We start from the raw sequence: 20,096 nt of genomic DNA, 5'->3' as shown, positions 1-20,096 counted from the left end.
TGTTCTATTCTATCGTCTGCTAAAATGTCAAATACTCTCAAAATTAATATTTCTTCTGAAAGTGATACTCAGACATTTGCAACATCGCTCATGCAGTGTTTTCAAGAAGGTGTTCTGTATCTGATCGGTGATCTTGGCGCAGGAAAAACAACATTTACACGATATTTTTTGAATGCTTTTGGACATCAGGGTACGGTAAAAAGTCCAACATATACATTAGTAGAGCCTTACCAAATTCAAGGAAAGTCGGTATTTCATTTTGACTTATATCGTTTAAATGATCCGTATGAATTAGAGTTGATGGGTATACGTGATTATTTAGAGACACCTAACGCATTATTTATTTTTGAATGGCCTTCTAAAGGTGAAGATGAAATTCCTGAAGCAGATTTAACACTTGAAATTTTAAAAACGGATGATGAAACTGCACGAGAAATTCTTATTCACTCGAGCAATGAAGGAGTGATCCAGCATTTGCAGGAACATATGAATGTCAAGAGATAATCAAGGTCGCATAAATACACTTTCACCTGCATTAGCAAACCAAATTGCGGCAGGTGAGGTTATTGAACGGCCCTCTTCGGTGGTAAAAGAGTTGCTCGAAAATGCGATTGATGCGGGAGCAAATTCTCTCATTATTCGTATTGAACAAGGGGGAAGTACCCTTATTGAAGTCATTGATAATGGTGTAGGGATTCACCCTGATGATTTATCTCTTGCAGTCATGCGACATGCGACAAGTAAGATACAGACCTCGGAAGATTTACACTCTATCGTCAGTCTAGGATTTCGTGGAGAGGCACTGGCTTCTATTGCTGCAGTTTCTCGTTTAACTTTAACCAGTAGTCAAGATGATTCAGGAGTGGGTTATCAGGTTGAAGTAAATGGGACAGCATTTGATCATCAGCAAGTTCAGCCTACAGCCAGTTATCGGGGCACACATATTCGAGTACAAGACTTATTTTTTAATGTGCCGGCTCGCCGTAAGTTTCTAAAGAGACCATCGACGGAATATAGCCATATTGAAGAAGTTGTACGCCGTTTGGCGCTTACATATTTTGATGTTCGCTTTATGCTCGAACATAATGATCAAATTAAACTCAATTTGCCACGTGCAGACAGTGGCGCACTGCGCTATCAGCGTGTACAGCAACTTTTAGGTAAATCTTTTGTTGAGAATGCCTACACATTTGATAAAGAAGCATCTGGACTCAAAATGACAGGTTGGCTCGGGCATCCTTCAGATGCACGCCCTCAAGCGGATTTGCAATATGTCTACGTAAATGGACGTATTGTCAAAGATAAAACCATTTCTCATGCATTACGTATGGGATACGATGGTATTTTGCATGGTCATCAATATGCAGGATATTTGATATTTTTAGAGGTAGAGCCTGATCAGATCGATGTGAATGTGCATCCGACAAAACATGAAATTCGATTTTTAAACCAAAGAGAAGTACATGAGTTTGTACGTCATACAGCCAAGGATATTTTAAGCCAATTTCAGACAGCATCTGCCGAACTTACTCAGGCGTTAAAACCTAGCTATTTGAAGCCAGAACCTAAGGTACAGGAACAATTCCAGCTACATCAAAATAAACAAGTAGATTACCGTCATGAACCTACAACAAGTGAATTGAAGACGCAATTTGATGAGGCATATGTTGCACCATCTGGCTCTCAGAATTACCAGTATTCGCAAAGAGAACAGGCTTCTCATACGTCTGACCAATTCCAGAGTGCGCTCAAATCATATTTGACTCCATTGCGTGATGAGGTCGAGCAAGAAGTACCATCAAAAGATGAGTATCTCCTTGGTATTGCCATTGCGCAGTTGCACGGAATTTATATACTCGCACAAAATACCGAAGGTCTAGTTATTGTAGATATGCATGCAGCACATGAGCGTATATTGCTTGAACAAATGAAAAAAAGCTGGGATCAACCTGATTTTTGGATATCTCAACAACTTCTTATTCCTAAAGTAATTAGTATTACTCATACACAAGCCGATCGCTTAGAAGATTTGAAAGCACAATTTTTGCGTTTTGGTCTAGATATAGATTTATATGGTGATACACAAGTGATTGTGAGAGGTGTACCTGCTGTTTTGCATAAAGCAGATTTAGGAAGACTAATTCCTGAATTGCTTAATGATTTAGATCCTAGCGATGAAGCTACAGGTTTACAGCAAAAGCGAGACCAAATTTTGGCAGGTATAGCATGTCATGGGGCTGTACGTGCACACAGACAGTTAGGTCTATCTGAAATGAATGCATTGTTAAGACAAATGGAGCAAACCGCTTTTGCTAGTCAATGTAATCACGGACGTCCAACATGGCGTTCTTTCCCTTTATCTCAATTAGATAAGTTATTTGCTCGAGGAGAATAGTGGTATATGACGAGTTCATTACCTGTCATCAATTTAATGGGACCAACAGCAAGTGGGAAAACTGCACTGGCATGTGAGTTATATGAGCAAGGAGACTTTGAGCTTATATCTGTCGATTCCGCGTTAGTTTATAAAGATATGGATATCGGTACCGCAAAACCTTCTAAAGAGGAACAGGCTCAATATCCACATCATCTTATTGATATTATTACTCCATTAGAAGTTTACTCGGCTGCGGAGTTTGTAAGTGATGCAACACGCTTAATTGATGAAATACATTTAAGAGGTAAGACCCCAATTTTGGTCGGTGGAACAATGCTTTATTTCAAAGCATTACTTGAGGGATTATCTGATAATTTGCCCAGTGCAGATCAGGAAATTCGTCAACAAATTGTTGACCAAGCAACTGCAGAAGGATGGCAGAGTGTATATGATGAGCTGACACATGTTGATCCATTGGCCAGCCAAAAATTTTCTGTTACAGACAGACAAAGAATTGTTCGAGCTTTGGAAGTTTACCGTCTAACAGGTAGGCCGATTACACAATTACAAGCAGAACAGTCGAAAAACTTACCATATCGTTACACTTTTCATAATTACGCTTTAATGCCTGATCGGTTAGAGTTACATCAGAGAATTGAGCAAAGACTCAATAAAATGTGGGAAATTGGTTTTTTTAATGAAGTTAAGTTTCTTATTGGAAAATACGATTTGAATGCTGATATACCCTCTATGCGAGCAGTAGGATACCGACAAGTACTAGAATATCTAACGAATTGTGAGGAAAATCACGAGAATAAGAAAAATATGGAGGATAAAGCATTATTTGCAACGAGACAGTTGGCAAAAAGGCAATTTACTTGGTTACGTTCTTTAAGAGAAAAACATCAATTTATCACCTTTTTATCACTAAAACAGGCTCAAGAGCACTTGCGAAACTGCTACAGATAAAGCAAAATTTGCAGGCTGTCTTTTTTATAAATTTTTAAAAAACTAAAGACAGTTTTTGCGCTGATTACATTTTAATTTTTTTTGGAGTAATAACATGTCTAAAGGCCAAACTTTACAAGATCCTTTCTTGAATTCTTTACGTAAAGAACGCATCCCAGTATCTATCTTCTTAGTAAACGGAATTAAACTACAAGGTCATATCGAATCTTTTGACCAATACGTTGTTTTGTTAAAAAATACTGTCAGCCAAATGGTTTATAAGCACGCTATTTCAACAGTTGTTCCAGCAAGAAACCCTCGTCCTGCTGGCGCACCAGCAAGTAGCAATAGTCAAGCTTCTGGTTTTAATAATAACGGTGGTCAAGGTGGCTTCGGCGGTCAAGGTGGCTTCGGCGGTCAAAATGGCTTCGGTGGTCAAGGTGGCTTCGGTGGTCAAAATGGCTTTAGCGGTCAAGGTGGCTTCGGCGGTCAAGGTGGCTTCGGTGGTCAAGGTGGCTTCGGCGGTCAAGGTGGCTTCGGCGGTCAAGGTGGCTTCGGCGGTCAACAGCAACAGTCATCAGGTTTTGAAGGCGGAAACGAGTCAAAATTTGAAGAAGGTCATCAAGATGACGAAACAAATAATAATCGTTAATGATTAGATCTTGTTTATAAAAAAGACCAGCATATTGCTGGTCTTTTTTATGGAAGCTATTATTGTGTTTGAGTGATCGAAGCAGACTTTTTACGATCTAAAGATGGGTCTTTAATTTGAACGTAAGTATTTGCACGAAGCTCACGTAACCATCCGTCAAGCTCCGTGTCAAATTGTTGTTCGCCTAAATATTGTCTCGCTAAGCGACGCTGATACTCTTGAGTCATATCTTGCTGACGGGTATCAATGACTTGTAAGATATGCCATCCAAACTGACTTTGAAATGGTTTGCTGATTTGTCCCTTTGGTGTACTTTTCATTTCATCTTCAAACTGAGGAACCATCGTCCCTGGCATTACCCAGCCCAAATCGCCACCATCGGCTGCAGAACCTGGATCGTTGGAGAAGGTAGATGCAAGTGTTGCAAAATCTTCACCTGATTTTAAGCGCTTATAAATAATATCTATTTTTTGCTTAGCTTGTTCTGCTGTAAGTACTTCCGATGGTTGAATGAGAATATGACGTACATGATATTGTTCGACCATCACTTTCTTATCGCTTGCTTTTCGATCAAGCAATTTAAGTACGTGTATGCCATCTCTTGCTGGTATTAATTCAGATGTTTGACCAGGTTGAATTGCTGCGGCACGTGCAGCAAGTTCTGCTGGGATATCGGCTAAACTACGATCGCCCATATCTGCACCTTCTACTTTAATACCATCTTTAGAAAAGCGTCGGCTAATTTCTGGAATGTTATCCGATAATGTCAATGCTGCTTTAACTTGGTTTGCAACACTTAAGAGTGCTTCAGCACTTGTTGCATCTGTGCCACTGACGCGTAAATGAAGAAGGTGAGCTTGGCTACCAATTGCAGCTTGGCCTTGTGGTGTATTCAAAAAGTTTGTGACATCTTGGTCACTAATATGAATACGAGACATAATTTGTTGTTGGCGTAGAATATTAATTGCAAGCTGTTGAGCAATACGTTGACGTACTGTCTGGTATGCGCCAGGGTACTGTGCATCTAATCTGCTTTGAAAAGCTGTAAGTGTTTGCATTCCTTGTTTGTTTGCATAATCAAGAACTGCAGCATCAATTTCACTTTCGCTTGGTTGAATATTGTAGCGTTTAACCAATTCAAGTTGTGCTTGATTTAAAATAATTTTACTCAACGCTTGCTGTTGTAGTTCTTGCTGAGATGGAATTGGAAGTTTTTGTGCTTGTAGCTGTCGTGATAAATCAGTGGTGAGTTGATCTAAATCACTTCTTAATATTGCACTGTCACCCACAACAGCAACAACCTCATCGTTTGTTGTCGCAAAAACAGACACTGAACTCGATATAAGTAGAGCCAATGTAGTTGCTTTAAAAAATCGTTTAAGTTGTTGGTTCATCATTAAGGTCGTGTCCAAGTTTGGTTAGATTTGCTAAAGCCAGTGATGCGTTGTTCAAGCAATGATGATAATCGGTTGTTGAATGCACCCAGTCCTTTTAGTGTAAATTCGGCCATAATTGCATTAGTGCGTTTTACATTAGGTTTTGTTACATCATCTAGGTCATTGAAGTATGAACGACCATAAACGGAAACAGCCCAACAGCATGACTCATAATTTACACCGAGTAAATATTCGCGTGCTAAATGATTTGAGAGGTCATACTGAACGTGTCCAATAACGCGCCAGTTATCATCAACAGGTTGAATTAAAGATGCAACCACTTGATCATAGCTTTTTTGTTGTGAATTATTTATTGTTTCACGTTTATAATAGCCTAAGTTATAAATACGTCCATTATAGCCAGTGTAATAAGTTTGGAAGTTTGCTTGTGAAACATTTTTCCCGTCAAATGCCAAATTTGTACTTACTGTAAATCGATTGCTTAATTGACTCGACAGGGAAAGAATTGGATCTGATGTTTTGTTGGTTTGAATGGTGTCTGTTGGTGAAAGCAGTACACGACGATCTGAGAAATAAAAACTTTGCCCAATTGCTGCTTTTAAGCGTTCAAGTCCTTTTTGATCAAATAAACTATAACTGATACCGAGTGATAGGAAATTATTGTCATCTAGTCTGTCATTACCATAGAAACGGTATGGACTAAAGAGTTGGTCATAACTAATTGATGATGTTGTTGTGTCGAAGTTAGGGTTATTGGTCTGATCTTTATAAGGGGAGTATGCATAAAACAATCTTGGTGTAATGGTCTGAAGATACTTACCATCTTTTTGGAAGTTGAGTCCTGTATCTAAAGTAAACTGTGGCACAACAGTATTTTGGTTTTTACTATTTGTTTGACTTTCACTGAATATATAGTTTAGTGAACGTACAGATACCTCTGGGATAGCGAATGCCCAAGGTGTTCTAAAGTTATATCGTGTTGCGATCGAATTATAAATACGTGTACCAGAGCTATATGTATTTGCGCTACCTAAATTATATAATGTTTTTCTAAAATAGGCGCTGTCATTATGGTACTCGAATTGAAACCCTTGTGGGTTAGTTGTTTTATAATTTAATAAAAATTGCGGTAAGCGCGCATAAGGTCGATCTTCTGCTGCTAATGTTCTATCTAGTGTTTGATATTGTTCAATCTTTAATGCTGCATCTAAACCGGGAATAGCATTAGCAAAGTTGACTTGAAATAAACGCTTTTGGTTTAAATCTGTTGAGACATTTGGGTCATTTGCTAAGTCATATAAATAATCAATATCTGATAGATAGTTGTACTCTAAGTTTGTAGAGAAATAGCGATCAATCTGCCAGTTGTGAGTGATCTTTAATGATTTACGATCCTCATCATTATAATGTCTATCATTCGGAAGATACCCACCAGAAACTGTGCCTTGACCAAAATTTTCTGTCTTAAACCTGAATTTCCCTTCGAGCATGGCGCCATGTTCCTCTAAATAACGAGGTGTTACGGTGGCATCGTAGTTCGGTGCTAGGTTTAAATAGACAGGTGCATCTAAACGAAAGCCGCCATTGCTTGACCATCCGAAACTTGGAGTAAGGAGTCCAGTCGTTCTACGGTCATCAATTGGAAAGTTATAATAAGGCAAGTACATGATAGGAACATTTTTAACATAAAATGTCGTATCTCGTGTTACACCACGTCCAGTTTCTTGATTAATACGAATTTTACGTGCATTTAGCTTCCAATCTGGATTTTTCCCTGGAGCACAAGTTGTATAACTGGCATGATCGAGCACCATTTCAGTAGGAGACGTACGATTAATACTACCTGCATAACCATGTGCATGATTGGTTTCAGAAATAAAGTAACTATCACTGAGTTGACCTGTTTGTTTTTGTAGGTCGTAATTTATATGCTGGCTTTGGGAAATTAATCCATTTTGTGCCATTTGCACGTTGCCTTGAGCAAGTGCATGTGTCTGAGTTTTATCTAAAGTTAAATTTTCTGCACGAACTTCACGACCGGGTTGCTCTACAATCACATTCCCTCGTAAAACAGAATCACCTTGTGGATTATAGTGCGCATAATCTGCCGTAACATGTGTTGGGGAATTTGCTGGGGGTGTCGTTGTGGTATTTGGTGCAGTAGGTGTTACCCATGTACCTTCGCAGTAATCAGAGAATTGAGATTTTTGTGATCTCTTTGTAACTTCTGGACTATTTTTTTCTATGTAATATTGATCAAAAAATGCTTGACCAGGATAGCTCTCATTAATTTGCTGTTTGAGCTCTTGATTATTGACATTTGACACGACTTCAGTTGAATCAGCATAGCTTGATTGTATTGAACTACCACATAAAAGTGTCAAAATCGCAGTTGCTAAAGGACTAAATTTAAACTGTTGCTTCATTTGTTTCATTAACCAAGTATGCTTTTTTGCAATTAATTATTGTTGCATCATAGAGAAAAACTCCATAAGTGGCTACACTTATGGCCTTAAATCTCTGCCTGTATTTAGATATTTTGCAAATGAATAAAAAACGTGAACGATTAATTAAAGACTGGTTAACTAGTGTTCTGCGCTCAGATCAATTTGAAATCAATTACTTAGCAGGCGATGCAAGCTTCCGTCGTTATGCACGAGTTATCTATGATAATAAAACATTTATGTTAATGGATGCACCACCCGATAAAGAAGATTGTGTGCCTTTTGTGAGTGTTGCTGAATTTTTAAGCAAAAATAAGGTGAAAGTACCTACGATCGAAGCAAAAGATCTTGAAAATGGTTTCCTTTTGCTTGAGGATTTTGGAGATATTGTTCTTTCACAAGAGCTTAGCTTGCTTAATGTAAATGAGTATTACTCACAATGTTTCCTTCAGTTAATTGAAATGCAGGCAAGTGATGCCGAAAAGGTTATTCCTGCTTATAGTCGTGAAAAGTTATCTGCTGAAATGCATTTATTTTTAGACTGGTTTTTACCTTCACTAGAAATTGAACTTACAGATATAGAAAGACACAACATAGAAAATACTTTTTATTTATTGGCTAGTCAGGCACTTGAACAGCCCCAAGTTTTCGTTCATAGAGATTTTCATAGTCGAAACCTCATGAAATTAACATCTGGTGAAGCCCTTGGAATTATTGATTTTCAAGATGCTGTCATTGGGGCGGATACATATGATTTGATGTCATTGGTAAGAGATGCGTATGTACAATGGCCAAAACATCAGGTTGAAGGCTGGATACGCCAGTTTTACGATGCATTGCCAGAAGACAGTAAGATGAATCGTACATTCGAACAGTTTCATAAAGATGCAGATTTGATGTCATTACAACGCCATATTAAAATTTTAGGAATTTTTGTTCGCCTTTTCAAAAGAGATGGTAAAGAAAACTATCTCAAAGATCTGCCTCGTGTCATGTGGTATGTTCTTCATGAAAGTGAAAAGTATCCAGAATTACAATCATTCCATCAATTTCTAAAGAATCGCGTTATAGCAAAATTTAATGAAGTATACGGTAGTTATTCGGAGGTTTAGTTAAGATGAAGGCAATGATTTTAGCCGCTGGACTAGGTAACCGAATGCGTCCATTGACATTGCATACGCCTAAACCTTTACTTTCAGTGGGTGGTAAACCGCTAATAGTATGGCATATTGAAAATTTGGCGCGTGCTGGTATTACCGAAATTATTATAAATACAGCATGGCTCGCGGAAAAACTGCACGAAGCGTTGGGGGATGGCTCACAGTTTGGTGTAAAGATCTCTTGGTCGGACGAATATGATGGTTTAGAAACAGCAGGGGGAATTATTCGTGCACTTCCACTACTTGGAGAAGAACCATTCTTGCTTGTCAATGGAGATGTTTGGACGAATTTTGACTTTCGTAATATGTTAAGCATTAATTTAGATGTTCATTTAGCCCATTTGGTATTGGTAGATAATCCAACTCAGCACCCTTTGGGAGATTTTATATTTAAGGATGGCTTTGCATATACGTTTGAACAAGGTCAAGAAGGACAAGCGTTGACATATAGCGGTATTGCAATTTTATCCCCAAACCTATTTAAGGATTTACCAGATGGAAAACGACCTTTAGCACCGCTATTAAAACAGGCTATGTTAGAGAACAAGGTGGGTGCACAGAAGTTAAATGCAGCTTGGGTAGATGTTGGAACTCCTGAAAGATTATCTACATTAGATCAAGAACTTCTGCGACAAGAAATCGCTTAAATGTGTATTCACTAATCACTGAGCACTATGATTGATCAGATAAATCGGTATACTTCACCTAAATTAAATAAGAGAGTTCGTTATGCATCTTTTTTTTCAAGAGTTAAAACGGGGCAGTGAAAAGCTAGGTTTACAGCTCACTGATGATGCCTTGAATTTATTGTTGAAATACCAAGATGCATTGGTGTTATGGAATAAAGCTTATAATTTAACGGCTATTCGAGACCCTAAAGAAATGTTAGTTAAACATTTGCTAGATAGCCTAAGTATAGTCAAAGATCTTCCTCATGGACGCTTATTAGATATAGGAACGGGCGGTGGTATGCCTGGAATGATTATTGCGCTATGCCAACCAGATCGCGAATGTGTATTACTAGACTCGAATGGAAAAAAAATCCGCTTTCTAAAACAGTTTATTGCAGATTTGAAACTTAAAAATGTAATTGCTGTTCAAACGCGTGTAGAAGACGTTGATGCTATCAATGAACTTGGCCATTTTGATGTAATTACAAGCCGTGCTTTTGCCTCTCTAACTGACTTTGTGGAAGCATCAATGCCTTATATGCATCAAAAGAGCCAAATCTGCGCGATGAAAGGTCTTATTCCTTGTGAAGAAATCGAAAGTTTGAAAACTCGTTTTGAGAGTCAGGTTATTGAGTTAAAAGTTCCTCGCTTAGATGAACAACGTCATTTGATTATTTTAAAGAATTTGTTGGATCAGTAACATGGCTCAGATTATTGCAATTGCAAATCAAAAAGGGGGAGTTGGTAAAACAACAACAGCAGTAAATCTAGCTGCCTCTCTTGCTGTTTTGAAAAAAAGAGTCCTTCTTATAGATATGGACCCACAAGGTAATGCAACCATGGGGTCTGGTATTCAGAAAAATGATTTACTTTACTCGGTAACCGACGTGTTACTCGGGGAAGTGGCTATTGAAACTGCGATTATAAAAGCAGAGGTTGGCTACAAAGTTCTTGCTGCAAATCGAGAACTTGCTGGGGTTGAGCTTGCGATAGCAGAACAAGAAGGCCGTGAGTTTATTTTAAAAAATGCATTAAAAAGTATAGAAAATACATTCGATATTATTATTGTAGATTGTGCACCAAGTTTAAGTCTAATTACCGTCAATGCAATGGCAGCCGTACAAGGTGTAATTATTCCAATGCAATGCGAATATTATGCTTTGGAAGGTTTGGCAGATCTGACACAAACGATTGATCGTATACAACAAGTTTTAAACCCTGATCTTGAAATTGTCGGGGTACTAAGAACCATGTATGATGCGAGAAATGCGCTCACACGAGATGTTTCGGCAGAGTTAGAACAATATTTTGGTTCTAAATTATATCAAACAGTCATTCCACGTAATGTGAGGCTTGCAGAAGCACCCGCACATGGACTTCCTGTTATTTATTTTGAAAAAAGCTCTAAAGGCGCTGTTGCATATTTAAATTTGGCAGCCGAATTCGTAAAAAAAAGTAAAGTTAAAAAAGGGTAAACACGCATGGCGGTAAATAAGCGAGGATTAGCAAAGGGGCGTGGTTTAGATGCATTGCTTGGCTCAATACAAAAAGAAAAGTTAAAAATTGAAGAGCAAGCACACGACCAAGGTCAGCTTAAAGTGATTGATGTCAATTTACTTCAACGAGGTATATATCAACCACGCCGCACTATTCGTGAGGAAGAGTTAGTCGATCTTTCGGCTTCGATTAAAAAGCATGGGGTAATGCAACCGATTGTGATTCGTCCTGTAGACGATGAGCAACACCCCTATGAAATTATTGCAGGAGAACGCCGTTGGCGTGCAGCGAAAGCAGCTGGACTGACTGAAATTCCTGCAATTGTTAGAAATCTAAATGATCAAGTCGCAATTGCCTTAGCATTAATTGAAAATATTCAACGTCAAGATCTAAATCCAATTGATCAGGCATTGGCATTGCAACGATTCCATGATGAGTTTGGGCTTAGTCATCAAGAAATTGCAGATACTGTTGGTAAAGCTAGAACCACAATTAGTAATTTATTACGATTGCTCACTTTGCAAGACTTTGTAAAAGATTTAATGCAAGAAGGTGTGCTTGACATGGGGCATGCACGAGCAATTTTAACTTTGAAAGCAAAAGATCAAGAGAAAATTGCACAAATTGTGATTGATAAGAGTCTTTCAGTTCGACAAACTGAGCAATTGGTGCGCGAATTCAATAATCCGAAGGAAGCTCAACACAATAAGTCAATTTCTGCCGATATTGAACAGCTTACACAGAAATTATCAGATCGTTTTAATGCAGATGTAAAAATAGATCATAATAAACATGGTAAAGGTAAATTAGTGATTCACTATCACTCTTTAGATGAACTTGATGGTATTTTAAATATTTGCTTAGCAGATGACTAAGCTTTAACTGGGGTTTATGTATGTGGGAATTGATTCGAGCAGGCGGGTGGCTCATGCTACCGCTATTTATCTGCTCTATAATTACGGTAACAATTATTATTGAGCGATTTATTCGATTACGTTCGAATCTTATTCTTCCAAGTAAACTTAAACTGACTGTACAGACAAACCCGCAAATGGTTGCAAGTGTATTGCAACAAAATTATCAATATGCCAATAGTACTTTAGGTCGTATACTTCTTGCAGGGCTTAAAAATCAGTCTGAATCTGAAAAATTTGCACGTGTTCAAATGGAGTGTACAGCTTCAGATGAAATTCAAACATTGGAAAAAAGAATTAATGTACTTGGCACGATGAGTGCTGTTGCTCCATTGTTGGGGCTTTTAGGAACTGTCGTGGGTATTATTGAAGCTTTTTTAGTGGTAGATCTTGGCAATAATATTAGCCCAACACTTATGATTCCAGGTATATCTAAAGCATTAATTGCCACGGCATTAGGTATGGTTGTAGCAATTCCTGCATTGATTGCGTACCGTTACTTTCAGCGTCTTGTTAATGATTATGTTATTGATCTTGAGAAACAAGCTTCCTTATTTCATGCGCAATTGTTTTATAGAAACATGGACGAAAATATTGAAATATTGGAAAAGTAAATGAAGTTTCGGAGAAAAGTTGTCCATGATGTTGAGATTAATCTCACGCCTTTGATTGATTGTTTACTATTTATTTTGGTATTTCTACTACTGACTACGACATTTTATGAGCAAAGTCGTATTAATTTAACGCTTCCTGATGCACAGGGTGTACCTGAGAGACAATATGATCGTAAAATAGAGGTCATTATTGATGCGAAAGGCCATTATACTGTCAATGGTCAATCAGTGCCTACGCAAGATATCTCTGATATCTCTTCTGCAATTAAAAAGGCTGCTGAAGGCAAGCATGATGCTATGTTTGTCATCACGGCTGATGCACAATCAACGCATCAAGATGTAATTCGTGTTATGGATGTTGCTGGCCAACTTGGTTTTGTAAATATCAATATTAGTACTAAAATGCCTACTTGAGGTTATTCGTGAAACAAGATGTTCAGATATATTTTCGCTTACTTGCTTACCTAAAACCTTATTGGGGATATGCAATACTTGTTCTCATTGGTTTTGCATTAAGTGCACTTACTGAAGTCTCCATTGCAAAACTTTTAGAATTTATTATTAATGCAATTCAACATAAAAATAGTGATGAAACAGCGTTATTCCCATTTTTAATTATTTTACTTATTTTTGTTCGTGGAGTTGGTTCGTTCTTAGGTAACTATTTTTCTGCCGTTATCTCAAGAAATTTGATTTTCACAATTCGTGAACAAGTATTTGCAAAATTACTCCGTTTACCAACGAATTACTATCTAGAAAACTCAAGTGGTCATATTACATCTAAAATTCTCTTTAATATCGAGCAACTGACGGCAGCATCGTCTGAATCGGTTCAAACGCTTGTAAAAGAAGGGTTTATTACAATTGGTTTATTATCATACTTGTTTTATCAAAACTGGCGACTGACTTTAATTATTATTATCTTTTCTCCTTTAATTGGATATACAGTCAGACAGGCAGGAAAGCGTATGCGTAAGCTGTCTTTGCAAGTACAAGATAAAATGGGCGACGTAAACCATGTCGTGCAAGAATCTATACTTGGTCAGTCTGTAGTTAAAAGTTACTGTGGTCAACAGCTTGAAGAAAAGAAGCTTCACTATCATTCTTTGGAAAGTTTAAAGCGTGGTTTAAAGCTATTGGTTGTCAACGTACTAAATACACCGATTGTACAATTGATTATGGCTTTTTCGATGGCAATTATTATGTGGTTGGCATTGAGACCAGAAATTTTAGGTAATACATCTGCTGCTCAATTTGTATCATTTATTACTGCTGCTGGTATGTTAAGTAAACCAATTCAAAACCTAACAACAGTCAATGAAAAGTTACAAAGAGGACTTGCTGCAGCACATTCAGTTTTTGAAGTGTTAGATTTACCAGAAGAAGAAAATAAGGGTACATTAACGCCTGTCCTTAAAGGTAATATTCGTTTTGAGAATGTTGGGCTAGTATATCCTGATGGTTCTCAAGCAATTCATAATTTCAACTTAAATATTAAAGCGGGTCAAACAGTTGCATTGGTCGGTCGTTCAGGGGCTGGAAAATCTTCTTTAGTTAACCTCTTGCCTAGATTTCAAGGTATCGCAACTGGCAATATTTATTTCGATGATCAAAAGATCGAAACAATTGAACTTAACAGCCTACGTAGTCAAATTGCGATGGTTAATCAGCAGGTCTTTCTATTTGATCGGACAGTAAAAGAAAACATTGCTTATGGTCAGTTAGAGGGTGCATCTGATGAGGATGTTATACAAGCTGCAAAAACTGCCTATGCCCACGATTTCATTATGGAGTTACCAAATGGTTATGAAACGAAACTCGGTGCACAAGGTTTAAACTTATCTGGTGGACAACGTCAACGTATTGCGATTGCACGTGCCATTTTAAAAAATGCGCCTGTTCTTATTTTAGATGAAGCAACAAGTGCTTTGGATAATGAGTCAGAACACTTCATCCAGAGAGCCTTTGAACGAGCGATGGAAGAAAGGACAACAATTGTAATTGCCCATCGATTGTCTACTATTGAAAATGCAGATGTGATTGTTGTTATGGATCATGGCCGTATTATAGAGCAAGGTACACATCAAGAACTACTTGATCAATGTGGAGCATACCACCAATTGCATCAGCGTAATTTTGAGGAATAATGATGTCTTTGGCGCAAAAGATACAAGAAGCTTGGAATAAACAATCAAACTGGCTCGTGCTTTTGCGTCCTTTTGCTTATCTATATAAAAAAGCATTTGATTATAATAAGCAAGCTTATCTTTCTGGTCGTAAAAAGGTATATCATGCCCCTATACCAGTAATGGTTATTGGTAATATTACTGTGGGTGGAAGTGGTAAAACGCCTCTATTAATTGCATTGGTTAAATATTTACAAAAGAAAAATATAAAGGTAGGTGTAATTAGTAGAGGTTATGGTGGAAATGGTCCATTTCCAATGTTAGTAAACCCAACAACATCTGTAGCCTCAGTAGGTGATGAGCCTGCTCTTATTGTCAGTTTAACCCATGTTCCTATGTCTGTGGGTGCAAATAGACAGAAAAGTATCGAGTTACTTTTAGAAAACCACCCAGATTTAGATTTTATTATTAGCGACGATGGTTTACAGCATTGGGCGCTGGGTCGTGATTTGGAATGGATTGTTGTAGATTATAAAAGAGGATTAGGCAATGAAAAGTTATTGCCTGAAGGGTTTTTAAGAGAACCTAAAGAAAGACTGCAAAAAAGTACTGTTATTGAACATTTTTCTACAGAAATGCCTGATAAAACATTAAGTATGTATTTACAGATTGGTAAGCCATACTGTTTAAACGAGACAAAAACTATTTTCCATCATGAACAAAGGTTTCATGCTGTCGTAGGTATAGGATATCCTGAACGGTTTTATCAAAGTTTAAACCAAATTGGGGTGAAAGATATTCAAAAACATGCATTTGAAGATCATTATGAGTATACACTTTCAGACCTAATTTTTGATGATAATTATCCTATTATCACAACTGAAAAAGATGCAGTAAAAATTAAAGCCATTTTGCAGAATGACCGTACTTCAAAAGTTAACAGAGAAGTCTGGGTACTACCTGTTGAAGCAATACTCTCTGATTCTTGCTATTTACTATTGCAACAGCAGTTGCACAAACTCAATATTCAAATTTAAAGGTCATCATGAAGCATATTGTTATTCCTGCGCGTTTTGCAAGCACACGTTTGCCAGGTAAGCCTTTATTGAAGGTTCATGGAAGAGAAATGATTTTACGTGTTGCAGACCAAGCAGCACGTGTAAACGGATTTGACGATTTTTGTATTGCTACAGATCATCATGATATTTTGAATTTATGTCAGGCAGAAGGTATTGATGTTGTTCTTACTCAATCTACGCATCCTTCAGGAACAGACCGTTTGAGCGAAGTCGCGCATATTAAAGGATGGCATGAAGACGATATTGTGGTGAATATACAGGGTGATGAACCACTTATACCAGCGAACTTAGTACAGCAAGTTGCTCAATTGCTTGAATCTAAAATGAATTGTTCAATGGCAACTTTATGTGAGCCGATTACCTCTTTAGATGAGTTTGAGCGAGATAGCATTGTTAAAGTAGTAAAATCTTTACATGATGAAGCACTCTATTTTAGTCGATCAACGATTCCTTATGCGAGAGATCGTAAAAGTACATTGCACGATCACGCATTTAGACATTTAGGGTTATATGCGTATCGCGTGAAGCTTTTGCAGGAATATGTGACTTGGCAACAAGGTAGTTTAGAGCAGTTAGAATCATTAGAGCAATTGCGTATACTTGAAAATGGTCATCGAATTGCTATTACCGTAGCACATGAAAAATTACCACCTGGTGTAGATACACAAGAAGATTTAGATCGTATTAATGCAATGGATATATCTATATTTTTGAAATAAATGAATGAAACACAAATATGTCTGAAAAGTTTTTTGCACAGCCTGAAGTCTATCCTTGGCAAAAAAATATTTGGGAATTACTCACAGCAGGATTTCCAAGTATAGGTCATGGGTTGCTTTTCTATGGTAAAGAAGGATGTGGTAAGAACGATTTTGTTCATCATTTCGTGGCTTGGGTACTTTGTTTGGATAAACAAAAAAATGCACCTTGCGGTAAATGTTCAAGCTGTCAATGGTTGAAGTCGGATACTCATCCAAATTACGTTTATATTTCAAATGACGAAGAGAGTAAGAAAACGAATAATCCAATTAAAATTGAGAAAATTCGTGATTTATTACCATTTGTTCAGCAAACTGTAGATGGTTGGCGTGTCGTTGTTATTCAACCAGCAGATGCTCTTAATACTGCCTCTGCAAATGCTTTACTTAAAACATTAGAAGAGCCAGGGGAGCGGGTGTTAATTATTTTAATTACCCAACATTTTTTGAAATTACCTGCAACAATTAGAAGCCGAGTGCAACGCTATGCGCTTGATCGTATAACAACAAAAAATGCTCAGGATTATCTTCAGCAAAATTTAGGAGTGAACGAAGGTGCTCAAATTGAGCTACTCCTAAATTTAGCAAATGATATGCCACTAAAAGCTTTAGACATACAAAAGCAAACTTGGTTAGGTAAAAGAAAAGAGTTTTTAGATGATTGGTTATTATTGGTCGATCAAAAGAAAATGCTAATGAAGTTATCTATGAAGTGGGCAAAGGAGCTTCCATTTCATGAGTTTCAACCTATGTTTGATTACCTACTATCCGATCTTATTGCGTTTAAGCTGAACCAAAGCATAAGGAATATCGATTTAAATTTCTCTAATTTATCGAGTTATTATTCATTCGATGCACTTTTTAATATTTATAGTACGTTACAACATGCTAAGGGCTATACTCAACAAAATGTACAAACACATTTAATTATTGATGATCTATTTGTATTACTCTTAAATGTCAAATAAACTGTATCTTTATTCATAATTTTTATTTGGGGAATAATTATGCAAGCGAAGATGGGTGGGATCTTACAGCTCAATATTACAGATCGAACAATGCTACAAGCCAGTTATATGCCATTTATCATAGATGGTGGTTTATTTATTGCATCAAGACAAGCCGTAAAACTGGGACAAGAATGTTTTATATTGGCAACACTTCCTGAACAAAAGCAAAAAATCCCTTTAACTGGAAAAGTGGTGTGGATTAATCAAAGACAAACTGGTCTTAAACCACAGGGTTTTGCAATACAGCTATCTGGCGATAAAGGTGCTTATTATAAAGCAGAAGCTGAAAAATTACTGGCTGGTCGTACGGCACAAGTAAGTTATACCATTTAATTGATTACGGAGTAGATATGTTTACGGATACCCATTGCCATTTAAATATGCTGGATTTAACACCATATAATGGCAGTATTGATGAGGCATTAGCACAAGCGAGACAAGCTGGTGTCACAAAATTTATGGGTATTTCGGTAAATATTGATGATCATATTGTATTAAGTCAAATTGCAGACAATCATGAGGATGTTGGATATAGTGTAGGTGTACATCCTTGTGAAGATCCTGAAGTGATGCGTAAAGCTTCTGTAGACTATTTGGTTGAACTTGGTCAAGGCAAAAAGGTATGGGCTTTAGGTGAAACAGGTCTAGATTACTATCACAGTCAAGACTTTATTGCAGAACAAAAAGCTTGTTTTATAAGGCATATAGAGGCGTCAAAAATTTTAAAAAAGCCCGTAGTGGTACATACACGTGCTGCACGTAAAGATACTCTAGACATTATTCGCCATGAAAAATCAGAGCACGGTATCTTGCACTGTTTTACTGAAGATTTAGACACTGCAAAAGCGGTGTTAGATTGTGGCTATTATGTTTCATTTTCAGGAATTGTCTCATTTAAAAATGCTCAAGATCTTAGAGATGTTGCCAAACAAATTCCTTTAGATAGGTTACTTATCGAAACTGACAGTCCCTATTTAGCACCCGTACCATATAGAGGAAAAAGCAACGAACCTAAATATGTACCTTACGTCGCAAAAGCATTGGCTGAAGTCTATGGATGCACGCGTGAAGAAATTGGAGAGATTACAAGCCAAAATTTTGAAAATTTATTAAAAGGTATTTGATTTAACAAAATATAGGCACCCATATGGATCGGCAAGCTCAATTTAAAGCACGACAAGAAATGATTTTTGAAACAGCCGAAAGATTGCTGTTAGAAAATGGAGAGCTTGGAATGACTTTAGATTTACTTGCCAGTGAGCTTGATCTTGCAAAAGGGACATTGTATAAGCACTTTCAAAGCAAAGATGAGTTATATATGTTGCTTATACTTCGCCATGAAAAGATACTATTGGAAATGTTTTATTTAAGGCAGTCTCATACTTTTATAAAAAAACTTGAATATTTTATTTTATATCATCTGAATCATCCAGAAAGAACCATACTTTACCATCTTCTAGAAGAAAAACTGGCCAATGTGGCAGGTGTACAATCACTATTTCGCCAACTTTATCAAGTCAGGAAACAACGATTAAAAGAAACCTTGTCAGCAATTCATGAGTATCTACTTGTAGAAAAAAGTAAAATTCCTGCAAGAGACTATATCGCAATGATATGGTCGCTTGTTTATGGTGCTGCGATGCTACTCAACTCTAGTTTCTATCAAAGATATTTGGGATCTAGGGAAACTCTAAAACGTGCTTATGTAAAACAGGCTTTAGATATTCCAAAATCTTATCTGTAATATTGTCTTTTGGAGTAGATGAAAAGTGATGACTTTAAGGAAAAAATCCTTAAATTGCTTTATAATGACTCTTTTGTTTTACACGATTTAGGTTGTTGAGCCATGTTAATTCGAAAACTATTTAAATTTGAAAATGCTCATATTGTCCGAAACTGTACATCAGATCGTTGTAAACGCTCAATTCATGGACACAGTTATAAGCTTGAATTGTTATTAAAAGCCAATAGGTTAGATCATGGTCAAATGGTTTATGATTTTGGATTACTAAAGGGTGTAATTAAGGACTTATTCGACAGCTTTGATCATGCAATTTGTTTTTGGGATAAAGACGATGCTGCATATATTCAGGCATGTCAGCAATTTAGTGCTAGATGGGTGAGTTTACCCGTATCGCCATCTGCCGAACAATTCTCTCGTATTTTTTTCTATTTAGCGCAACAGGTTCTTCAAGCTACTCAAACACAAAATGGTGAAGGTGACGTTGAAGTGTATTCGGTCATTGTTCATGAAACAGATACAGGATATGCACAAAGCTTTATAGAAGATATTGAAAATGAGCAGATGGGAAAGCTATCTCTTAGTGATATTCAGTTTTCAGCACAGATTCAATCTGAGTGGGCTGATATTCAAATGTATGAGAAGTTGAAGGCAGGAGATGCTTTTATTAATCCTCCGGTAGAGCTACAAGTTAAAACATCTTTATAA

Annotated in this window: 21 protein-coding genes; 19 read left to right on the top strand and 2 right to left on the bottom strand. The window is 37.1% G+C overall.

The genetic code is table 11. The annotated features are described in order from the left end of the window. Positions 1-24: 24 nt before the first annotated feature. The 4 genes from tsaE to hfq all read left to right on the top strand — a co-directional run bounded on the left by tsaE (position 25) and on the right by hfq (position 3,977). Positions 25-504, top strand: coding sequence for a tRNA (adenosine(37)-N6)-threonylcarbamoyltransferase complex ATPase subunit type 1 TsaE (gene tsaE / locus OZX61_RS06320; RefSeq protein ID WP_277094231.1), 480 nt, complete (start codon positions 25-27; stop codon positions 502-504). Then, on the top strand, positions 491-2,395 hold the full coding sequence (gene mutL, locus OZX61_RS06315; RefSeq protein WP_277094230.1) for a DNA mismatch repair endonuclease MutL: 1,905 nt from the start codon (positions 491-493) through the stop codon (positions 2,393-2,395). Before tsaE ends, mutL begins: the two co-directional genes overlap by 14 nt. A 6-nt stretch (positions 2,396-2,401) precedes the next feature. Beyond that, positions 2,402-3,346 (top strand): tRNA (adenosine(37)-N6)-dimethylallyltransferase MiaA, encoded by a 945-nt coding sequence (gene miaA, locus OZX61_RS06310; RefSeq protein WP_277094228.1) that lies wholly within the window; start codon positions 2,402-2,404, stop codon positions 3,344-3,346. 94 nt (positions 3,347-3,440) lie between these two features. Then, positions 3,441-3,977: an RNA chaperone Hfq gene (gene hfq / locus OZX61_RS06305; RefSeq protein WP_277094226.1), complete on the top strand. Its 537-nt coding sequence runs from the start codon at positions 3,441-3,443 to the stop codon at positions 3,975-3,977. 59 nt (positions 3,978-4,036) lie between these two features. On the opposite strand, the gene OZX61_RS06300 is transcribed toward hfq, so the two are convergent. Then, complete coding sequence (locus OZX61_RS06300) at positions 4,037-5,374, bottom strand: peptidylprolyl isomerase (RefSeq protein ID WP_195770734.1); 1,338 nt, start codon at positions 5,372-5,374, stop codon at positions 4,037-4,039. Then, positions 5,374-7,800: an LPS assembly protein LptD gene (gene lptD / locus OZX61_RS06295; RefSeq protein WP_348521169.1), complete on the bottom strand. Its 2,427-nt coding sequence runs from the start codon at positions 7,798-7,800 to the stop codon at positions 5,374-5,376. The genes OZX61_RS06300 and lptD overlap by 1 nt, the downstream gene beginning before the upstream one ends. Before the next feature lie 119 nt (positions 7,801-7,919). Between lptD and OZX61_RS06290 the strand changes: the two genes are divergently transcribed. The 15 genes from OZX61_RS06290 (at position 7,920) to OZX61_RS06220 (ending at position 20,096) form a co-directional block, all read left to right on the top strand. Next, positions 7,920-8,930, top strand: a complete 1,011-nt coding sequence (locus tag OZX61_RS06290; RefSeq protein ID WP_195770868.1) for a phosphotransferase — start codon at positions 7,920-7,922, stop codon at positions 8,928-8,930. Positions 8,931-8,935: 5 nt separating this feature from the next. Further along, positions 8,936-9,625: an N-acetylmuramate alpha-1-phosphate uridylyltransferase MurU gene (murU, locus tag OZX61_RS06285; RefSeq protein ID WP_195770732.1), complete on the top strand. Its 690-nt coding sequence runs from the start codon at positions 8,936-8,938 to the stop codon at positions 9,623-9,625. 82 nt (positions 9,626-9,707) lie between these two features. Beyond that, entirely contained in the window at positions 9,708-10,349 is a 642-nt protein-coding gene (rsmG, locus tag OZX61_RS06280) for a 16S rRNA (guanine(527)-N(7))-methyltransferase RsmG (RefSeq protein WP_195770731.1), read from the top strand. Between the two features lies 1 nt (position 10,350). Next, positions 10,351-11,124: a ParA family protein gene (locus tag OZX61_RS06275; protein ID WP_195770730.1), complete on the top strand. Its 774-nt coding sequence runs from the start codon at positions 10,351-10,353 to the stop codon at positions 11,122-11,124. Between the two features lie 6 nt (positions 11,125-11,130). Next, complete coding sequence (locus tag OZX61_RS06270; protein ID WP_277094224.1) at positions 11,131-12,021, top strand: ParB/RepB/Spo0J family partition protein; 891 nt, start codon at positions 11,131-11,133, stop codon at positions 12,019-12,021. A gap of 20 nt (positions 12,022-12,041) precedes the next feature. Then, positions 12,042-12,674, top strand: coding sequence for a MotA/TolQ/ExbB proton channel family protein (locus OZX61_RS06265; RefSeq protein ID WP_195770728.1), 633 nt, complete (start codon positions 12,042-12,044; stop codon positions 12,672-12,674). Then, positions 12,675-13,088 (top strand): biopolymer transporter ExbD, encoded by a 414-nt coding sequence (locus OZX61_RS06260; RefSeq protein WP_195770727.1) that lies wholly within the window; start codon positions 12,675-12,677, stop codon positions 13,086-13,088. 8 nt (positions 13,089-13,096) lie between these two features. Further along, positions 13,097-14,821 (top strand): lipid A export permease/ATP-binding protein MsbA, encoded by a 1,725-nt coding sequence (msbA, locus tag OZX61_RS06255; protein ID WP_277094223.1) that lies wholly within the window; start codon positions 13,097-13,099, stop codon positions 14,819-14,821. 2 nt (positions 14,822-14,823) lie between these two features. Further along, complete coding sequence (gene lpxK / locus OZX61_RS06250) at positions 14,824-15,837, top strand: tetraacyldisaccharide 4'-kinase (protein WP_277094222.1); 1,014 nt, start codon at positions 14,824-14,826, stop codon at positions 15,835-15,837. A gap of 8 nt (positions 15,838-15,845) precedes the next feature. Continuing rightward, the gene (gene kdsB / locus OZX61_RS06245) at positions 15,846-16,598 is read left to right on the top strand and encodes a 3-deoxy-manno-octulosonate cytidylyltransferase (protein ID WP_195770724.1); all 753 of its coding nucleotides are present in this window, start codon (positions 15,846-15,848) and stop codon (positions 16,596-16,598) included. A gap of 17 nt (positions 16,599-16,615) precedes the next feature. Beyond that, entirely contained in the window at positions 16,616-17,605 is a 990-nt protein-coding gene (locus tag OZX61_RS06240; protein ID WP_277094219.1) for a DNA polymerase III subunit delta', read from the top strand. Positions 17,606-17,644: 39 nt separating this feature from the next. Then, positions 17,645-17,980, top strand: a complete 336-nt coding sequence (locus OZX61_RS06235; RefSeq protein ID WP_195770722.1) for a PilZ domain-containing protein — start codon at positions 17,645-17,647, stop codon at positions 17,978-17,980. 17 nt (positions 17,981-17,997) lie between these two features. Next, a complete protein-coding gene (locus tag OZX61_RS06230) occupies positions 17,998-18,771 on the top strand; it encodes a TatD family hydrolase (RefSeq protein WP_277094217.1) in 774 nt (257 codons plus the stop codon). Between the two features lie 23 nt (positions 18,772-18,794). Further along, positions 18,795-19,391 (top strand): TetR/AcrR family transcriptional regulator, encoded by a 597-nt coding sequence (locus OZX61_RS06225; protein WP_277094215.1) that lies wholly within the window; start codon positions 18,795-18,797, stop codon positions 19,389-19,391. Positions 19,392-19,493: 102 nt separating this feature from the next. Further along, positions 19,494-20,096, top strand: coding sequence for a 6-carboxytetrahydropterin synthase (locus OZX61_RS06220; RefSeq protein WP_277094213.1), 603 nt, complete (start codon positions 19,494-19,496; stop codon positions 20,094-20,096).

Origin of the sequence: Acinetobacter sp. ESL0695, assembly GCF_029392135.1 — a bacterium.
GTDB classification, from domain to species: Bacteria; Pseudomonadota; Gammaproteobacteria; order Pseudomonadales; family Moraxellaceae; genus Acinetobacter; species Acinetobacter pollinis.
This window is presented reverse-complemented; position numbering and strand designations above follow the sequence as displayed.